Annotated in this window: 13 protein-coding genes, 1 tRNA gene and 1 pseudogene; 10 read left to right on the top strand and 5 right to left on the bottom strand. The window is 70.1% G+C overall.

Annotated elements, in window-relative coordinates:
* Positions 1 to 14: 14 nt before the first annotated feature.
* Positions 15 to 506: a Rossmann-fold NAD(P)-binding domain-containing protein gene (locus tag ACJ512_RS26630; RefSeq protein WP_407689049.1), complete on the bottom strand. Its 492-nt coding sequence runs from the start codon at positions 504 to 506 to the stop codon at positions 15 to 17.
* Between the two features lie 230 nt (positions 507 to 736).
* On the opposite strand from ACJ512_RS26630, the gene ACJ512_RS26625 reads away from it, so the two are divergent.
* Together ACJ512_RS26625 and ACJ512_RS26620 are read left to right on the top strand one after the other, a co-directional pair.
* On the top strand, positions 737 to 913 hold the full coding sequence (locus ACJ512_RS26625; protein ID WP_407689050.1) for a hypothetical protein: 177 nt from the start codon (positions 737 to 739) through the stop codon (positions 911 to 913).
* 123 nt (positions 914 to 1,036) lie between these two features.
* Entirely contained in the window at positions 1,037 to 2,512 is a 1,476-nt protein-coding gene (locus ACJ512_RS26620; RefSeq protein WP_407689051.1) for a hypothetical protein, read from the top strand.
* A gap of 10 nt (positions 2,513 to 2,522) precedes the next feature.
* Here the strand turns inward: ACJ512_RS26620 and ACJ512_RS26615 are convergent.
* Positions 2,523 to 3,515: pseudogene (locus tag ACJ512_RS26615) on the bottom strand (methionine adenosyltransferase).
* 61 nt (positions 3,516 to 3,576) lie between these two features.
* Here ACJ512_RS26615 and ACJ512_RS26610 point away from each other — a divergent pair.
* The gene (locus tag ACJ512_RS26610; protein WP_407689052.1) at positions 3,577 to 4,488 is read left to right on the top strand and encodes an alpha/beta fold hydrolase; all 912 of its coding nucleotides are present in this window, start codon (positions 3,577 to 3,579) and stop codon (positions 4,486 to 4,488) included.
* A gap of 180 nt (positions 4,489 to 4,668) precedes the next feature.
* On the opposite strand, the gene ACJ512_RS26605 is transcribed toward ACJ512_RS26610, so the two are convergent.
* On the bottom strand, positions 4,669 to 6,390 hold the full coding sequence (locus ACJ512_RS26605) for a transposase (protein WP_407689781.1): 1,722 nt from the start codon (positions 6,388 to 6,390) through the stop codon (positions 4,669 to 4,671).
* A 586-nt stretch (positions 6,391 to 6,976) separates the two neighbouring features.
* On the opposite strand from ACJ512_RS26605, the gene ACJ512_RS26600 reads away from it, so the two are divergent.
* The 7 genes from ACJ512_RS26600 (at position 6,977) to ACJ512_RS26570 (ending at position 14,226) form a co-directional block, all read left to right on the top strand.
* Positions 6,977 to 7,435, top strand: coding sequence for a lipoprotein LpqH (locus tag ACJ512_RS26600; RefSeq protein WP_407689765.1), 459 nt, complete (start codon positions 6,977 to 6,979; stop codon positions 7,433 to 7,435).
* Between the two features lie 56 nt (positions 7,436 to 7,491).
* Positions 7,492 to 8,370 carry an MAP_0585 family protein gene (locus ACJ512_RS26595; RefSeq protein ID WP_461479893.1) on the top strand — a complete coding sequence of 293 codons (879 nt, stop codon included), beginning with the start codon at positions 7,492 to 7,494 and terminating at the stop codon, positions 8,368 to 8,370.
* Between the two features lie 187 nt (positions 8,371 to 8,557).
* Positions 8,558 to 9,688 (top strand): glycoside hydrolase 5 family protein, encoded by a 1,131-nt coding sequence (locus ACJ512_RS26590; RefSeq protein WP_461479892.1) that lies wholly within the window; start codon positions 8,558 to 8,560, stop codon positions 9,686 to 9,688.
* Positions 9,689 to 9,830: 142 nt separating this feature from the next.
* Positions 9,831 to 11,564: a PE domain-containing protein gene (locus tag ACJ512_RS26585; protein ID WP_461479891.1), complete on the top strand. Its 1,734-nt coding sequence runs from the start codon at positions 9,831 to 9,833 to the stop codon at positions 11,562 to 11,564.
* A gap of 117 nt (positions 11,565 to 11,681) precedes the next feature.
* Entirely contained in the window at positions 11,682 to 11,978 is a 297-nt protein-coding gene (locus ACJ512_RS26580) for a CDGP domain-containing protein (protein WP_407687231.1), read from the top strand.
* A gap of 104 nt (positions 11,979 to 12,082) precedes the next feature.
* Complete coding sequence (locus tag ACJ512_RS26575) at positions 12,083 to 13,504, top strand: PE family protein (protein WP_407687230.1); 1,422 nt, start codon at positions 12,083 to 12,085, stop codon at positions 13,502 to 13,504.
* Between the two features lie 311 nt (positions 13,505 to 13,815).
* Positions 13,816 to 14,226, top strand: coding sequence for a hypothetical protein (locus tag ACJ512_RS26570; RefSeq protein WP_407687229.1), 411 nt, complete (start codon positions 13,816 to 13,818; stop codon positions 14,224 to 14,226).
* Positions 14,227 to 14,263: 37 nt separating this feature from the next.
* Here ACJ512_RS26570 and ACJ512_RS26565 read toward each other — a convergent pair whose 3' ends face one another.
* On the bottom strand, positions 14,264 to 14,398 hold the full coding sequence (locus ACJ512_RS26565; RefSeq protein ID WP_407687228.1) for a hypothetical protein: 135 nt from the start codon (positions 14,396 to 14,398) through the stop codon (positions 14,264 to 14,266).
* A 52-nt stretch (positions 14,399 to 14,450) separates the two neighbouring features.
* Positions 14,451 to 14,522, bottom strand: a tRNA-Thr gene (locus tag ACJ512_RS26560).
* Positions 14,523 to 14,547: the final 25 nt, after the last annotated feature.

Genomic DNA, 14,547 nt, shown 5'->3' with positions numbered 1-14,547 from the left:
CACCGGGCGGGTGGTCAGCGGGTCCTTGGTGACGTTGCGGCCGACCGCGGCCAGGAACGAACGCGCGGCCAGGACCGGGCTGTCCGTGCCGGTGCCGTCCAAAAACCCCTGGCCCACATCCGAAAGCGTCCGGTCCGACATCCACTGCGGTGACCAGTCGAGACCTCACGCGCCCGCCGGGTGTCCAGCAGCGGCGCCGAGAAGGCCAGGTCGAACCAGCCCTGATCGATCGGCTGCAGCCGCGCCAGCCACCTGAGCCGCACCAACGGCCGCATCCACGCCGCCGGGACGTGCACCGGCTTGGCGCCCAGGGCATCCGCGACGTCCTCGCGGTGCACCGGCGGCTCACCGGCGAGATTGAACGCGCCCCCCGCGCGGCGCTCGATCGCGCGGACGAACGCGTCGGCGACGTCGTCGGCGTGGACCACCGTGGTGACGAACGACCGATCCAGCGGCAGCACCGGCAGGTGCCGCAGCCACGTCGGGTCCAGGTACGCCGGGAGCATGTGCTGAAACGGTTTCGGCTTTCGGGTGATCGCCGGATCGGACGCGGGCAATGACCCCGGCGGCGCCCGTTCCGACGCCGGCAGCGGTTTGAGGACCGGGGAGCGGCGGGTAGGCGGCTTCGAACTGATCGAGGGCAGTGATCCGCGGCGCACTACAGGAGACGCCCGAACGATTGGCTCCGGCAGAGCCGCCGGAACCGCCCGAGTGTCAGACACCCGAGGAGGCAGAAATGCGTGCTGAAGAAGGCGACGAAACGGTCGAAGACTACGCCGTCGAGGGGGAACAGGCCCTGGGCAAACTGAAGAGTTCCCAGCGACCGGGAATCCGGCTAGGTCGCATCGCCCGCCGGTTCGCCACGATGTGGCGAGGCGGTCACCGCTCCGGGGACGGCGACTCCGGATCCTGAGGCCCGCCGACACGGCGGTCGTGTCGCCGGCCCGGCGGCGCAGACGGTCTGCGTGACCGGCGCGGTTGCGCCATCATGGTCTGGTGGCCGTTGAAGTCCGACACCGCCGCGAGGAGGTGCGCCGTGGGTGACCGCGTGGAGGCATCCGCCCTGCTCGTCGGCCATGAGCCCGAGGTGCGGCAGCGGCTGGAGCGTTGCGTGGCCGCGTTGCACCACATGGTGGCGCACGGCTGGTTCGTCGACCACGAGGACTCCATTGGCATGGAGGTGGAGCTGGACCTCACGGACCCGCTGGGCCGGCCGCGGCTGGTCAACGGCGCGGTGCTGGCGTGCCTCGGCCGCGCGGACATGCAGCCGGAGTTCGGCCAGTTCAACGTCGAGCTGAACCTGGCCCCCCGGCGGCTGCGGGGCTGCGTCTTGCGTGACAGCGAACGCGACCTGGCCGACGTCCTCGACCGGGGCAGGGCCCGGATCGAGCGACTCGGTGCCCGGCTGGTCGCCGTCGGGATGTTGCCTACCCTCAGTGCGGAGCAACTGACCATCGAGCGGGTCTCGGCCAACCCCCGCTACGCACTGCTGTCCCGCCGGTTGCGGGCCGCTCGCCGAAGGTTGTTCCAGGTGCGCATCGGCGACGGTTGCGAGCCGGTGGAATTCGTCACCGACTCGGCCGCCCCCGACGCCGCGACGACCAGTCTGCAGCTGCACCTGCGGGTACCGCCGGACCGATTCGCCGACTACTACAATGCCGCTACCGCGATCGCGGGGGCGCAGGTGGCGGCGGCCGGCAACTCGCCGTATCTGCTCGGTCGCCACGCCTGGCAGGAAACCCGCATCACATTTCTCGAGCAACTGCTCGACACCCGCCACCCCAGCGAGGTTCGGGCCGGCGCACCGGCGCGGGTGCGACTCGGCGACCGGTGGATCCACGGACCGGTGGAACTCTTCGACGACCTCGTCCGCTTGTTCCCGCCGCTCCTGCCGATTCTGGAAGGCGAGGACCCCGACGCCGCCCTTGCTGCCGGGTGCGCTCCGCGGCTGGGTGAGCTCCGGCTGCACAACGGCACCGTATGGCCCTGGAACCGTCCGGTCTACGACGTGCAGGCGGGCCGCCCACAGCTGCGCATCGAGAACCGGGTGCTGCCCAGCGGGCCGACCGCGGTCGACATGATCGCCAATGCGGCGTTCTACTACGGTCTGGTTCGCTCGATCGCTGACAGTGATCCTGCCCCGTGGACGCAGCTGCCCTTCACGGCGGCTGAGCAGAACCTGTACCGCGCGGCCCGCGACGGGTTGGCGGCCCGGCTGTGGTGGCGGGACGCCGAATACCCGGCCGACGAGATCATCCTCGGAACGCTGCTGCCGGCGGCCGCGGCCGGGTTGGACGCCTGGGACGTGGATGCGGAGGACCGCGACCGGTACCTCGGTGTCATCGACGCCCGCGTCCGGTCCGGGCGCACCGGTGCGGTGTGGCAGGCGGAGGTGGTTGGCCACCTCGAGGACCGCGGTATGGCGCGCGGCGCGGCGCTGCACGAAATGACCCGGCGGTACGCGGAGAACGCGCGCACCGATGCTCCGGTGCACGAATGGCCCGTGCCCTGACCGGCCTGCTTCAGCACCGTTCGAACTTGGCCGCCCTGGCCAGCCGCGCCTCGGCGGCGTCGACGTTCTCCCAGCTGAAGCCTGGACGGCCGAAATGACCGTAGGCTGCCGTCGTGCGGTAGATCGGTTGGTGCAGACGCAGATGGCCGATCATGCCCTTCGGCGAGAGCGGGAAGACGTCTCGCACCAGCGCCGAGAGAGCGCCATCGGCGAGTCTGCCGGTGCCGTAGGTGTTCACCATGACCGACACGGGGTCGCTTTGCCCTATGCAGTAGGCCAGCTGCAGCAGGCACTCCTCCGCCAACCCGGCGGCGGCGATGTTCTTGGCCACGTAGCGCGCCATGTAGCCGGCTGAGCGATCCACCTTGGTCGGGTCCTTGCCGCTGAAGGCGCCGCCACCGTGCATCGCCCAGCCGCCGTAGGTGTCGACGACGATCTTGCGGCCGGTCAGTCCGGTGTCGGCCTGCGGACCGCCGACCAGGAACTTACCGGCGCCGTTCACCGCGAACGTGGTGTTGTCGTCGACGAGGTCGCCGAGGACCGGACGGGCGACGGCGTCGCATCGCCAGCCGGTGCGCCAGCAGGATCGGCAACGGCATCAGTTCCTCGGTCTGGCGGCAGGCGTAGCCGAACATCGTTCCCTGGTCGCCGGCACCGAGCCGGTCGCCGGCGCGGGCGACGCCCCGGCGATGTCGGGCGACTGCCGATGGAAGGCCTGCAGGATGCCCGCGGTGTTGACGTCGTAGCCGTACAGCGTTGAGGTGTAACCGATCTCGTTGCCCAGCCGGCGGACCAGCCCGTCCACGTCGAGTTGTGCCCGCGTGGTGATCTCCCCACCGATGATCATCACGCCCAGCGTCACATAGGCCTCGCAGGCCACCCTGGATTCGGGGTCCCGCGACAAGCAGGCGTCCAATACCGCATCGGCGACTTGGTCGCAGAACTTGTCGGGATGCCCCTCGGTGACCGACTCCGACGTGAAGAACATGTTGGGCGGATACATGCGCGGGGGGGATGGGTGGTTGCTCCGACTCGGCATCTGGACTGCGAATTAATATCTCCTGATGGCCGCTGATGGGACCGGAGCCGTGCGGGCGCCAGAACCGTTCACGACGCGCGCGCCGGGCGGTGTGCGCATCGCCTGCGACCGGCTGGGGGATCCGGCGGCCCGCGCCGTGGTGTTCTTGCACGGCGGCGGACAGACCCGCCGATCATGGGGCAAGGCGGCCGGCGCCGTCGCCGAACGCGGGTGGCAGGCCGTCACGGTCGACCTGCGCGGCCACGGGGAGTCCGACTGGTCCGGCGAGGGCGACTATCGCGTCATCAGCTTCGCCCGCGACGTGCAGGAAGTGCTGCGGGGCCTACCGGAGAAGCCGGTGCTGGTGGGTGCGTCCCTGGGCGGGTTCACCTCGATGCTGCTGGCGGGAGAGATCGCGCCCGGCATCGCGAGCGCGGTCGTGCTCGTCGACATCGTGCCCAACATGGAGCAATCCGGGGCGAGCCGCATCCACGCCTTCATGGCCGAGCGGGTGGAATCGGGGTTCGGCTCCCTGGACGAGGTCGCGGACGCGATCGCCGAGTACAACCCGCACCGGCCCCGGCCGACCGATCTCGGGGGGCTGACCACCAACCTGCGTCGGCGTGGCGATCGCTGGTACTGGCATTGGGATCCCAAGTTCATCAGCGGCACCGCGGCGCACCCGGCGATGGAGGTCACCGACGTCGAGCGCATGCACGCCGCCGTGGACACGATCCTGGCAGGCGGCGTGCCGATGCTTCTGGTCCGTGGGCGGATGAGCGATCTCGTCAGCCAGGAGCGCGCCGACGAATTCCTCGCACGCTTCCCGCAGGTCGAGTTCGCCGACGTGCGCGGTGCGGGGCACATGGTCGCCGGGGATCGCAACGACGTCTTCGCCGGGGCGGTGCTCGAATTCCTCGCCCGGCATGTCGAGGCCGGTGGTGTCCAAAGACCCTAGGTGGCTGGTGTCGAACGGCCATTGTGGGGGCGCTGGTTGACCGGTCGGGCTATTGGGCGATGCTCGTGTGGTCGTGAGCGGTTCCTAGCTCGGGTGAATTCGGTTGTCGGGATTGGCGATTCCGTTGCTTGGCTGGTCTACAGGCGGTCCTGGTGGGCCGGTTGGCATCGCCGACCGGCCTCAGGTCGTGGCGGCGGCCCAGTTTGCGCCTTCCCGGTGTAATCCGAGCACACCCAGGCGTGCGAGGTTGATCGCGGCGGCCAGCAGGGAGAAATCGGCGGCGACCTTGGTGGTGCCGCGCACGCGCGCACGGCGGCCGCCGTGGCGGCGGCGCATCAGGTGGCCGATCTTGCGTTCCACTTTCGGCCGGGTGGCCTTGTAGTCGGCGACCCAGCCCGGATCTGCTTGGGTGGTGCGAGCACGGGTGAGTTCGGCCTCGTAGCGGCTGATCGCGATGGTGCGCCCGGCGGTTGAGCTGGTGCACTGCTCGGCCAGTGGGCAGCAGGCGCAAGCCGGGCCGAACACCGCGTTGCCGCCGCCGCCCTTGGCCGGGCGGATCGGCACGGTCACCGCGCCCGGGCAGGTGACCGTGCCGACGTCGAGGTCGATGACGAAGCGGTCCTTGGCGTAGCGGCCACCCGGCGCGGTCGGTGGCTGCACCTTGGTGAAGATTTCCGCGCCCGCGGTTTCCAACACGGCCAGCAGTTTGCCCGCACCGTAGGCGGCGTCGCCGTAAACCGCCGGGCATCGCTGGTCTTGGGCTCCGCACACGCTGGGGGCGCTCCCGTCGCCATCACCATCACCGACCGCGCTGGCCGCGGTCGTCGTGCCAGCACTTGCACCGAGGCTCGAGTCGTCCTGAGGATCAACGCAATCTCCGTCGGCGGTGTTGGTGTCGCTGGTCACCGGAGTGGGTAGGTCGCCGGCCAGCAGGTCGGTGGCGGGTTGGGCGTCGCCGGCGTTGCCGGCGGTGACTTCGGTGGCGGTGATGATCTCGGCGTCGGGGTCGATCGCGATGTGACCCTTGTATCCGTCGAAACCCCGCGCGGAGGTCTTGTGGCCGTGGCGTGCCTGCGGGTCCACCGTGGAGATCACCCGATCGGCGGCCACACGGCGCGCGATGCGGAATATCCCGTCGGCGGCGTCTTGGTCGAGGTCCTGGCCGACCACGGTGGCCAACAGTTTGGCCGCCTTGTCCACCTCGGGCTTCAGCGCCTGCTCATCCAGGCAGGCCAGCAGCGCAGACGCGTCGCGGGCCAGCGCGTCCACCAGCGCCTCGCGCGCCGCCACGTCGTCGTAGTCACACACCGGTTTGCCGGCGCTGACGTAGTCGTCGTCGCGGGACAGCCGCGCCCGCAGCGCGGGTTGCAGCTCCGCGCCGGCGACCGCCAGCAGTCCCCGGATCGCCGAGCGGATCAATGTGACCGTGTCCATGGTGGCCACCGCGTCATACAGCGGGGTCGAGTCCAGCACCCGCTTACGGCCCACCAGCCCGGCCGCCTTGGCCGCTTGCAGGGTGACCTCAAAGATCCGGTCCGGGCGATCCGAGCGGGCCAGCCTCGCGCGCATGTCCACCAACACGGTGTGCACAAACCCCGGATAATCGAAGTCCAGCCCGCCCGCGGCATACTTCCACCGCGCGTCGAACGCGAACCGATCCACCGCCTCCCGATCCGAAAGCCCCTCGATGCGCTGCAACACCATCACCACCGCCACAATCATCGGCGGCACGCTGCGCCGGCCGACATCGGTGAACAAGTCGGCGAACATTTCATCGCCGAACAAGTTGAAGCACTCCCGGTGCAGCACGCTGTAAATCGAGTCCGGCGCCACCCGGCCCTCGCAGAAATCCACCGTCGACCGCCACAAATCCGCCTGTTTCGGCGTCAAACCCAAACTCACCCAACCATTCTCGCCGACCGCACCCGATTACCCGGTCAACGCCACGCGAAAAACACCAGCCACCTAGGGCCGCCGCGGCGGGCGTCTTAGCGTGGCTCCAGGCTCCAGGCTCTCGGCTCAAGGAGCGGCAGATGGTCCTCGACATGGTCCTTGACCGGGTGCGCGTGTTCAACAAACACGTGCTGAACCCGGCGATGAAGCTGGTCGCCGGCCAGCACTATCGGTACGCAGGGGTAATCGAGCACACGGGCCGCCGCTCGGGAAAGACGTACAGTACGCCGGTGGTGGTGGAGCGGGTCGGCGACGGCGCGAGTTCGCCCGCTTCGGGATCAAGAACTTCCTCAAGCTCGAGCGCGAACCCGTCGCGGCCAACCGCGAGTGACCGCCTCGGGCTCGGCCGGCCCCGCCGCGTCGGCATGGGAAACCGCTGGGCCACAGGGCATTCGCTTGCGCCCATCGGGTGCGCGGTAGCGCAGAGCGCAGCCGCGGGCACCTGTCGTTTCGCAGCCCCTGGTACGGGGTATCCGCGGGAGCGGCCAGGACACCCGTGGCCGGACGGCGGGCAGCGACACGAAGGAGAGCGGTAGTGAAGCGTGGGATCGCGGTCGGGGTAACCGGAGTGGCCATGGCGGTCGCGGCCTGCGCCGGCTGCTCGAGCAACAAGTCCACCAGTGGCGCGTCGAGCTCGGCGGCGCCGGGCACCCAGGTCGTCGTCGGCGGTCAGAAGCAGAACGTCAGCGGACAGGTCTCGTGCACCCCGTCGGGCGACAACGTCAACATCGGCATCGGCGACGCCTCCGACGGGGTCGGCGCGGTGGTCAGCAACGGTAATCCGCCGATCGTCCATTCGGTCGGCCTGGGCAGCGTCAACGGTGTCACGCTCGGCTTCTCCGACGCCGCGCCGAACCAGGCGGGCAACGCGGGGGCCGCCGTCAACGGTAAGTCCTACGCCATCAAGGGCACTGCCACGGGCGTCGACATGAGCAACCCGCAGCAGCCGAAGCCGGTGACCAAGCCGTTCGAGATGGACGTGACCTGCCCGTAGCGCAGGCCACCAGCACGGTCGGGGCCCCAAGCCCCAGAGGGGACGCAGGTATGTCTATGAAGCGTGTGGCCGGCGCGGCGGCGGTCGCCACGGGTGTCGGCATCTCGGCAATGTCGCTGGCCGCTGGGCTCGCCCAGGCCGCGCCGCAGGACCCAACCCCACCGCCGTGCCCGAACTGCCAGGGGGGCGGTGGTCCGGGCGGCCAGGGGCCGGGCGCCGGGGCGCCGGCTCCGCAGAACCCGCCTCCGGGCGGGCAGCCGGGTGGGCAGGCTCCGCCTGCACCGGGCCAGCAGGCGCCGCCTCCGCCGGGTGGGCAGGCTCCGCCTGCGCCGGGCCAGCAGGCGCCGCCTGCGCCGGGCCAGCAGGCGCCGCCTGCGCCGGGCCAGCAGGCGCCGCCTCCGCCGGGCCAGCAGGCGCCGCCTGCGCCGGGCCAGCAGGCGCCGCCTCCGCCGGGTGGGCAGGCGCCGCCTCCGCCGGGTGGGCAGGCTCCGCCCCCGCCGGGGGGCGGGCAGCCCGCCCCGGCCCTCCAAGCCCCGAGCACCCAGCCTCCCCACCCGGCTTACCGCCCGCGCGGCGCCTACGATCGGCCGAACAAGCAAGTGGGCGGGCCGATGGATGTGCCCCAGGGTTTCAGCGTGCCGGATCACGGGGCTCCGCCACCGCCACCGCCGCGAGGGTATGGCTGGAACGACGGGCCGGCTCCCGGCCACCCGCCACCCAACTGGGACGGCCCCCCGCCTCCGGGTGGATGGAACGGTCCGCCGCCGCCCGGCGGTTGGAACCGTCCATGGAGCGGGCCGCCGCGCGACATGGCCGCCGCTCGCAGCGACTTCGGTCCCTTCGCCTACAACACCTTCACCGCCACTCCCGTCTTCAACTCCCAGTTCGGGGGCTGGGGGTACTGGTTCTTCGGAGATTGGATCCCGCTCTACTGACGCCGCGGGAAGCGGCGAAAGTTCTTTATGTGCAACAGTTTCCGAGTAGCGGTGCGATTAGGAGCCGGCGGGCGGTGCGGGGCCCGGCCGCCCCCAGGTGACGAAAAGATAACGATTCCCACGACATAGCGTCGCGATCCGGCACGCACGGCCGAACACGGCGCCTAATGACTCTATGGTGCCCATCGTGCGCCGCCGAGAGGTCCTGAAGTTGCCGCTGCTGCTGGCCGCAGGGACGGCGGTGACCCGGGTGCCCCGCGCATCCGCGGCCGCGGGCCGGTGGTCGCCCGACCGGGCCAACCGGTGGTACCAGGCGCAGGGCTGGCTCGTCGGGGCGAACTTCATCCCGTCGAATGCCATCAACCAATTGGAGATGTTCCAGCCGGGCAGCTACGACCCGCGGCGCATCGACACCGAGCTGGGCTGGGCGCGCTCGGCCGGGTTCAACACGGCGCGGGTCTTCCTGCACGATCAGCTCTGGGCGCAGGACGCCCGCGGATTTCAGGGCCGGCTGGCGCAATTCGTCGCCATCGCCGCGCGCCACAACATCAAACCCCTGTTCGTGTTGTTCGACTCCTGCTGGGACCCGCACCCGAGACTGGGCCGGCAGCGCGCGCCCCGGCCCGGGATCCACAATTCCGGGTGGGTGCAGAGCCCGGGCGCCGAACGGCTCGATGACCGCCGCTACACGCGGGTGTTGTACGACTACGTCACCGGCGTGCTGGGCCAGTTCCGCAACGACGACCGGGTGCTGGGCTGGGACCTGTGGAACGAGCCCGACAATCCCGCGCGCGTCTACCGCTCGGTCGAACGGAAAGACAAACTCGAGCGTGTCGCCGACCTGCTCCCGCAGGTGTTCGGGTGGGCGCGCGCGGTCGACCCCAGCCAGCCGCTGACGAGCGGGGTCTGGCAGGGCCAGTGGTCGGATCCCGGGCGCCGCAGCGCCATCGCCGGCATCCAGCTCGACAACTCCGACGTGATCACCTTCCACTCCTACGCCGAGCCGGCGACCTTCGAGAGCCGCATCGCCGAACTCACCCCGCAGGGGCGACCGATCCTGTGCACCGAGTACATGGCCCGCACCCAGGGCAGCACCGTCCAGAGCATCCTGCCGGTGGCCAAACGCCACAACGTCGGCGCCTACAACTGGGGCCTGGTCGCCGGCAAAACCCAGACCTACTTCCCCTGGGACTCCTGGGACCACCCCTACCCGGCGGTCCCTAAAGTGTGGTTCCACGACCTGCTGGGCCCGAACGGACGGGCCTTCCAGGACAACGAGATTCAAGCGATCAAGGCCCTGACCGCCCCCATGGCGTAGTCGTTGCCGGCAGCTTGCAGGTGCCGGTCGACGCGGTAACGGGGTCGCGAACCCCGGGTGCGCGCGATTTTTCCGAAACGCGCGTTTTCTTCCGGCCCCAGACCCCATCATGGCTAGGTACACGCGGGCTTGGGGGGAAGCGATGTCGTCTGTGCTTGTGGCGCCGGAGATGCTGGAGGGGGCCGCGGCGGATCTGGCGCGGATCGGTGCGGCGGTGAGTGACGGCACTCGTGCCGCCGCGATCCCGACTACCGGCATCGCGGCCGCGGGCGCCGACGAGGTGTCGGTGATGGCCGCGTCGTTCTTCGGCGCGCACGCCCGCCAGTACCAGGCGGCGGCCGCGCAGGCCGCGGCGTACTACGAGCAGTTCGTGGGCACCCTGAACGCCGCCGCGGCGTCGTACGCGAGTACGGAGACGTCGGGCAGCACGCTGCTCGGCGGTGTGCGCTCGCTCCTCGCCGACGGCTTCCAGGCCGTGGTCTACGGACCGGCGCACGCGGTCGGCGAGGCCTGGATCAACAGCCCGGCCGGGCGGGTGCTGGACCCGATCATCAACGCGCCCACCGACCTGCTGCTCGGGCGCGCGCTGATCGGTAACGGTGCCGCGGGCACGGCGGCAGCCCCCAACGGCGGCGCCGGCGGCCTGTTGTTCGGCGACGGCGGCCACGGATACGGCCCGACCGGAGGCACGGGGGCCCTGGCCGGCGGCAACGGCGGTAGCGCCGGGCTGATCGGCAACGGCGGCGCCGGCGGTGCCGGGTTCGGCGGCGGGACGGGCGGGGCGGGCGGCATCGGCGGCTTTCTGATGGGCAACGGCGGCGTCGGCGGGGCCGGCGGTGTCGGTGGTGCCGGCGGCCAGGCGCTGCTGTTCGGCAACGGCGGCGCGGGCGCGATCGACGCGGCCGGCGGGCGCGGCGGGTTGTTCGTCGGGAACGCCGGAACCGGCGTGGTCGCGCAGACCGGCGGGGGCGGGCAGCCGATCGTCATCGACTTCGTGCGCCACGGGCAGTCGATCGGCAACGCGCTGAACCTGATCGACACCGGTGTGCCCGGAACCGGGCTCACCCAGTTGGGTCAGCAGGAGGCAACGGCCGTCGCGCACCTGCTCGCGGGCCAGGGCCCCTACGCCGGGATCTTCGAGTCGCAGTTGACCAGGGTGCAGGAGACCGCCGCGCCGCTGGCTTCCCTGCTCCAGGTGACCCCGCAGGTGCTGCCCGGCCTCAACGAGGTGAACGCCGGCCTCTTCGACGGCTTGCCGCAGCTGAGCCCGGCCGGTCTGCTGTACCTGCCCGGGCCGCTCGCCTGGACGCTCGGGCTGCCGCTCATGCCGATGCTGGCGCCGGGATCCGTCGACTTCAACGGAGTGGTCTTCGACCAGAGCTTCACCAACGCGCTGCAAACGATGTACGCCACGGCCATGGCCAATCCGGTGCATGCCGCCAACGGCCAGATCACCGACGTCGCGTACTCCAGCGAATTCGCCATCGAGGTCGGGACGCTGATGACCGTCAACAACCCCGATCCCTTGCTCATGCTCACCCACCCGCTGGCCAACACCGGCATGGTCGTGATGCAGGGCGACCCCCAGAGCGGTTGGACGCTGATGAGCTGGGACGGGGTGCCCGTCCCGCCGGCGTCCTTGCCGACCGAACTCTTCGTCGACGTGCGCAACGTGATGATGGCGCCGCAGTTCGCGGCCTTCGACGTCGTGCAGGCCCTGCCGACCGGCGATCCGGCGACGATCGTGGACGCGATCGGAAACGGTGCCAATCAGATCGGCGCTGCGGTGACGCAGTTCCCCGTCGCGGTGACCCAGGACATGGTCGACGCCGTCGGCGTGCCCGGCCTGGGCGGGGTGAGCAGCCTGCTGCCCTGACGACCAGCGGGTTGCGCTTTCTGGCGGCGGATGTTTGCCGGGTGGCCGCGGGTGGCTATGTAAGACCGCAGGGAGGAACTGCGTTCGACCGCTATGTCACCGCCGGAGGCCATCACGATGAAACTGCAGCTGAGCGCGCTGGCGGTGGCGGCGTTCGCCGCGGCCGGGGCAGGCTTCGAGGTGCCGGCATCCGCGGGCTGCGAGTCCCAGCCGTCCGCGCACTATTGCGACGGGCCGATCAGAGCCGACGGCACCTGGCGACGCTGCCAGGTCGCGTTCGGGGGGCCGGTGTACGACGCCCAGTCCCGGCTGCAGGGCTGGAAGCCGGACACCTCGCGCTGCTACAAGATCAATCCGGCCGAGCCGTGGCCGGTGACGCCGGCCGGGCAGCCGCGCTACCACATCGACCCGTAACGGGCCCCGGCCCTCGAAGAAATTTCGCAAAGGCGCCGGAGGGCGTGGCCGGTCGCAGTACCATTTCGGTGCCATCGGGGGGTGAACGACCCGTGGGAGGCTCCTTGTCCTACCTGTTTGCGACCCCCGACGTGTTGACGTCGGCAGCGGCGGAGGTGGCGGGCATCGGCTCGTCGCTGCGGGCCGCCAATGCGGCGGCGGCGTCCTCGACGACGGCGATCGTCGCCGCGGCCGGCGACGAGGTGTCGGTGGCCGTCGCGAACGTTTTCGGCGGCTACGCCCGGGAGTTCCAAGCGCTGACCGCGCAGACCGTCCTGTTTCACGGCCAGTTCGCCGGCGCGTTGAGCGGGGCGGCAACCGCATACATCGACGGTGAAATTCTCAATGTGTCGCTGCTGGTCAAGGGGGTGGAGCAGCAGTTCTTCGACCAGGGTTTCTTCTCCCCCTTCACCTATCTGACGGGGCAACCGCTCTTCGGTAGAGATGCCGTCGGGCCCGCCGTCACCGGGACCACCGGGCCCGGCCTGTTGGGCAGGCTGCTCACCGGTTTCTTCAACGGCACCCTCGGGGCCAGCAGCAGCGGCGTGACGCAGGGAACGGGAACCCCCGGCCCGGTGACCGGGGTCCGGGAGGGGTTCTCCTACCTGCAGCTCGGGGTCGGGCCCCACGGCTATGACGCCCCGGCGCGCTGGTACTTCCCGACGCAGGCAAACGGCACCGTCGATGCCCGCGGTGTCATCTATCTGCAGCACGGCTTCCTGGGGACGGGCGGCTGGTACGGCAGCCTGGCCACCGCCCTGGCGTACGGCACCGACAGCATCGTGGTCGTCCCCACCGTGTCGTCGCTGCCGTTGCCGGGCGGGGCCTGGCTGAGCGGCACGCAGATGCAGCAGGCCGTCGGATCGTTGTTCCTGGGCAACGAGACGGCGCTGAACCTCAGCGCGAGCCAGGCCGGTTACCACGGCACGCTGCCGCAGAGTTTCTTGGTCACCGGACACTCCGCCGGTGGCGGCCTCGCCACGATCGCCGCGGGCGACTACGTCGCCGACCTCGGGACGAACACCTCCGCCAACCACCTTCTCGGTGTCGTGATGTTCGACGGGGTCGCCAACAGCTCCACGGCCTTCGCGTCCGCGATCGCCAACCTCAAGACGCTCAACATCCCCGACTACGTGGTGGCCGCGCAGCCCCAGGCATGGAACGCCTATGGCGCCACCACGAATCAACTGGCCAGTCTGTACCCGCAGCAGTTCGTCGGGGTCGAACTGCTCAACGGCTCGCACGTCGACTCGCTGCTGGGCAACAAGCCCGTCATCGACTTCGTCTCGCAGCTGCTCACCCAGTACTCCCCGGGCGGCGATACCCAGGCCGTCTACACCCTGTCCACGGGCTGGATCAACGACATCTACACCGGGCACGGCCCGCTCAACCCGGACTACGGCCTGTACGGGACCACCGGCGGCTATGTGCCCCCCGGCGGCCAGCAGATCATCCTGGGCCCGGCCACCGGGGTCGTGCTGCCGTAATCGACCGCTGCAGAACCCTTTGCATTGGCCGCGCCGGCGAGCTATCGACGACGCCGGCGGCGGCTTCGGCATCAACCTGGCGTTCCCGGGCGACCGCAACTACCGTGCCAGGTCGCCGAGCACGGGTCGACGCCGGACGAGCACGAGGGCGTTTTCAATCGGGCCTTGTGGGGGTCCCACGTTACGCGTAACGTAATCGCATGCAGCCTGGTACGCCTCCGGGCGAACCCTGCCCACCAGGTGGGGTGTTCGGGCTCGGCCCGCGTATCTGCGAGTATTGCAATGAGCAATTCACCCCCACTCCTGGACCGATGGCCGCCAAGCAGCGATTCTGCTGCACCAAGCACCGCGTCTATGCCAGCCGCTCTCGCGGTGCGCCCACTGCACCGGATGATGCCGGCGCAATGCCTACCGCCCCGGACGCCTCTGTCACCACCGTCGAGTTTGAACAGCGCGTCAAAGCCGAGGTGAAGAAACGCGTCGATCAGTACCGCGCCGAGTGTGACGCCAACGTCGCGGCCCACAAGGCCAAGCTCGACGCCGACTTCGCAGCTCACAGAGCTAAGCTCACCGCCGCCAAAGGACTGATCACGCCGGACGAGTACAACGTGATCCGGTCCTGCCTACATCCGGACAGCCGCGCGTCGGCAAGCGATAGGAAACTGGCGCGGGCGTTCCGCGTATTCAACGCTCCCCTGATCAAGGCGTTGCTCGTCAAGTGATTCCCGCTCTCCGGCGGGGGCAGCTCCTGAGCTGCGATCATTCGTCACCTGTGGCATCCCCGGCAGCCACCGCATCGAGTTCCCGCAACTCGGCACCCTGGGGCATCTGCGGCTCAGTGTCACCGAACTCGGCCAGCCGGTCCCCTTCACCGACCCACGCGGTCAATCGCATCTCAGATCGGCCAACGGCGCGGTGTCGCGGCGGATGCGGCACGGAAAGTCGGAGCCCCCTGTCAGGATTGAACTGACGACCGCTCGCTTACAAGGCGAGTGCTCTACCACTGAGCTAAGGAGGCCGGTGAAACCGGTGCCAGCCTAACG

Source organism: Mycobacterium cajalii, assembly GCF_045809005.2.
Taxonomy (GTDB): domain Bacteria; phylum Actinomycetota; class Actinomycetes; order Mycobacteriales; family Mycobacteriaceae; genus Mycobacterium.
The sequence above is the reverse complement of the archived record's forward strand: the minus strand, read 5'-3'. Positions and strand labels throughout refer to the sequence as shown.

Bases quoted from the DNA above. Each gene is read 5' to 3' on its own strand.
- ACJ512_RS26630 (WP_407689049.1), bottom strand. From the start codon at position 506: ATGCTCCCGGCGTACCTGGACCCGACGTGGCTGCGGCACCTGCCGGTG.
- ACJ512_RS26625 (WP_407689050.1), top strand. From the start codon at position 737: ATGCGTGCTGAAGAAGGCGACGAAACGGTCGAAGACTACGCCGTCGAG.
- ACJ512_RS26610 (WP_407689052.1), top strand. From the start codon at position 3,577: ATGGCCGCTGATGGGACCGGAGCCGTGCGGGCGCCAGAACCGTTCACG.
- ACJ512_RS26595 (WP_461479893.1), top strand. From the start codon at position 7,492: ATGAAGCGTGTGGCCGGCGCGGCGGCGGTCGCCACGGGTGTCGGCATC.
- ACJ512_RS26585 (WP_461479891.1), top strand. From the start codon at position 9,831: ATGTCGTCTGTGCTTGTGGCGCCGGAGATGCTGGAGGGGGCCGCGGCG.
- ACJ512_RS26580 (WP_407687231.1), top strand. From the start codon at position 11,682: ATGAAACTGCAGCTGAGCGCGCTGGCGGTGGCGGCGTTCGCCGCGGCC.
- ACJ512_RS26570 (WP_407687229.1), top strand. From the start codon at position 13,816: ATGGCCGCCAAGCAGCGATTCTGCTGCACCAAGCACCGCGTCTATGCC.
- ACJ512_RS26565 (WP_407687228.1), bottom strand. From the start codon at position 14,398: ATGCGATTGACCGCGTGGGTCGGTGAAGGGGACCGGCTGGCCGAGTTC.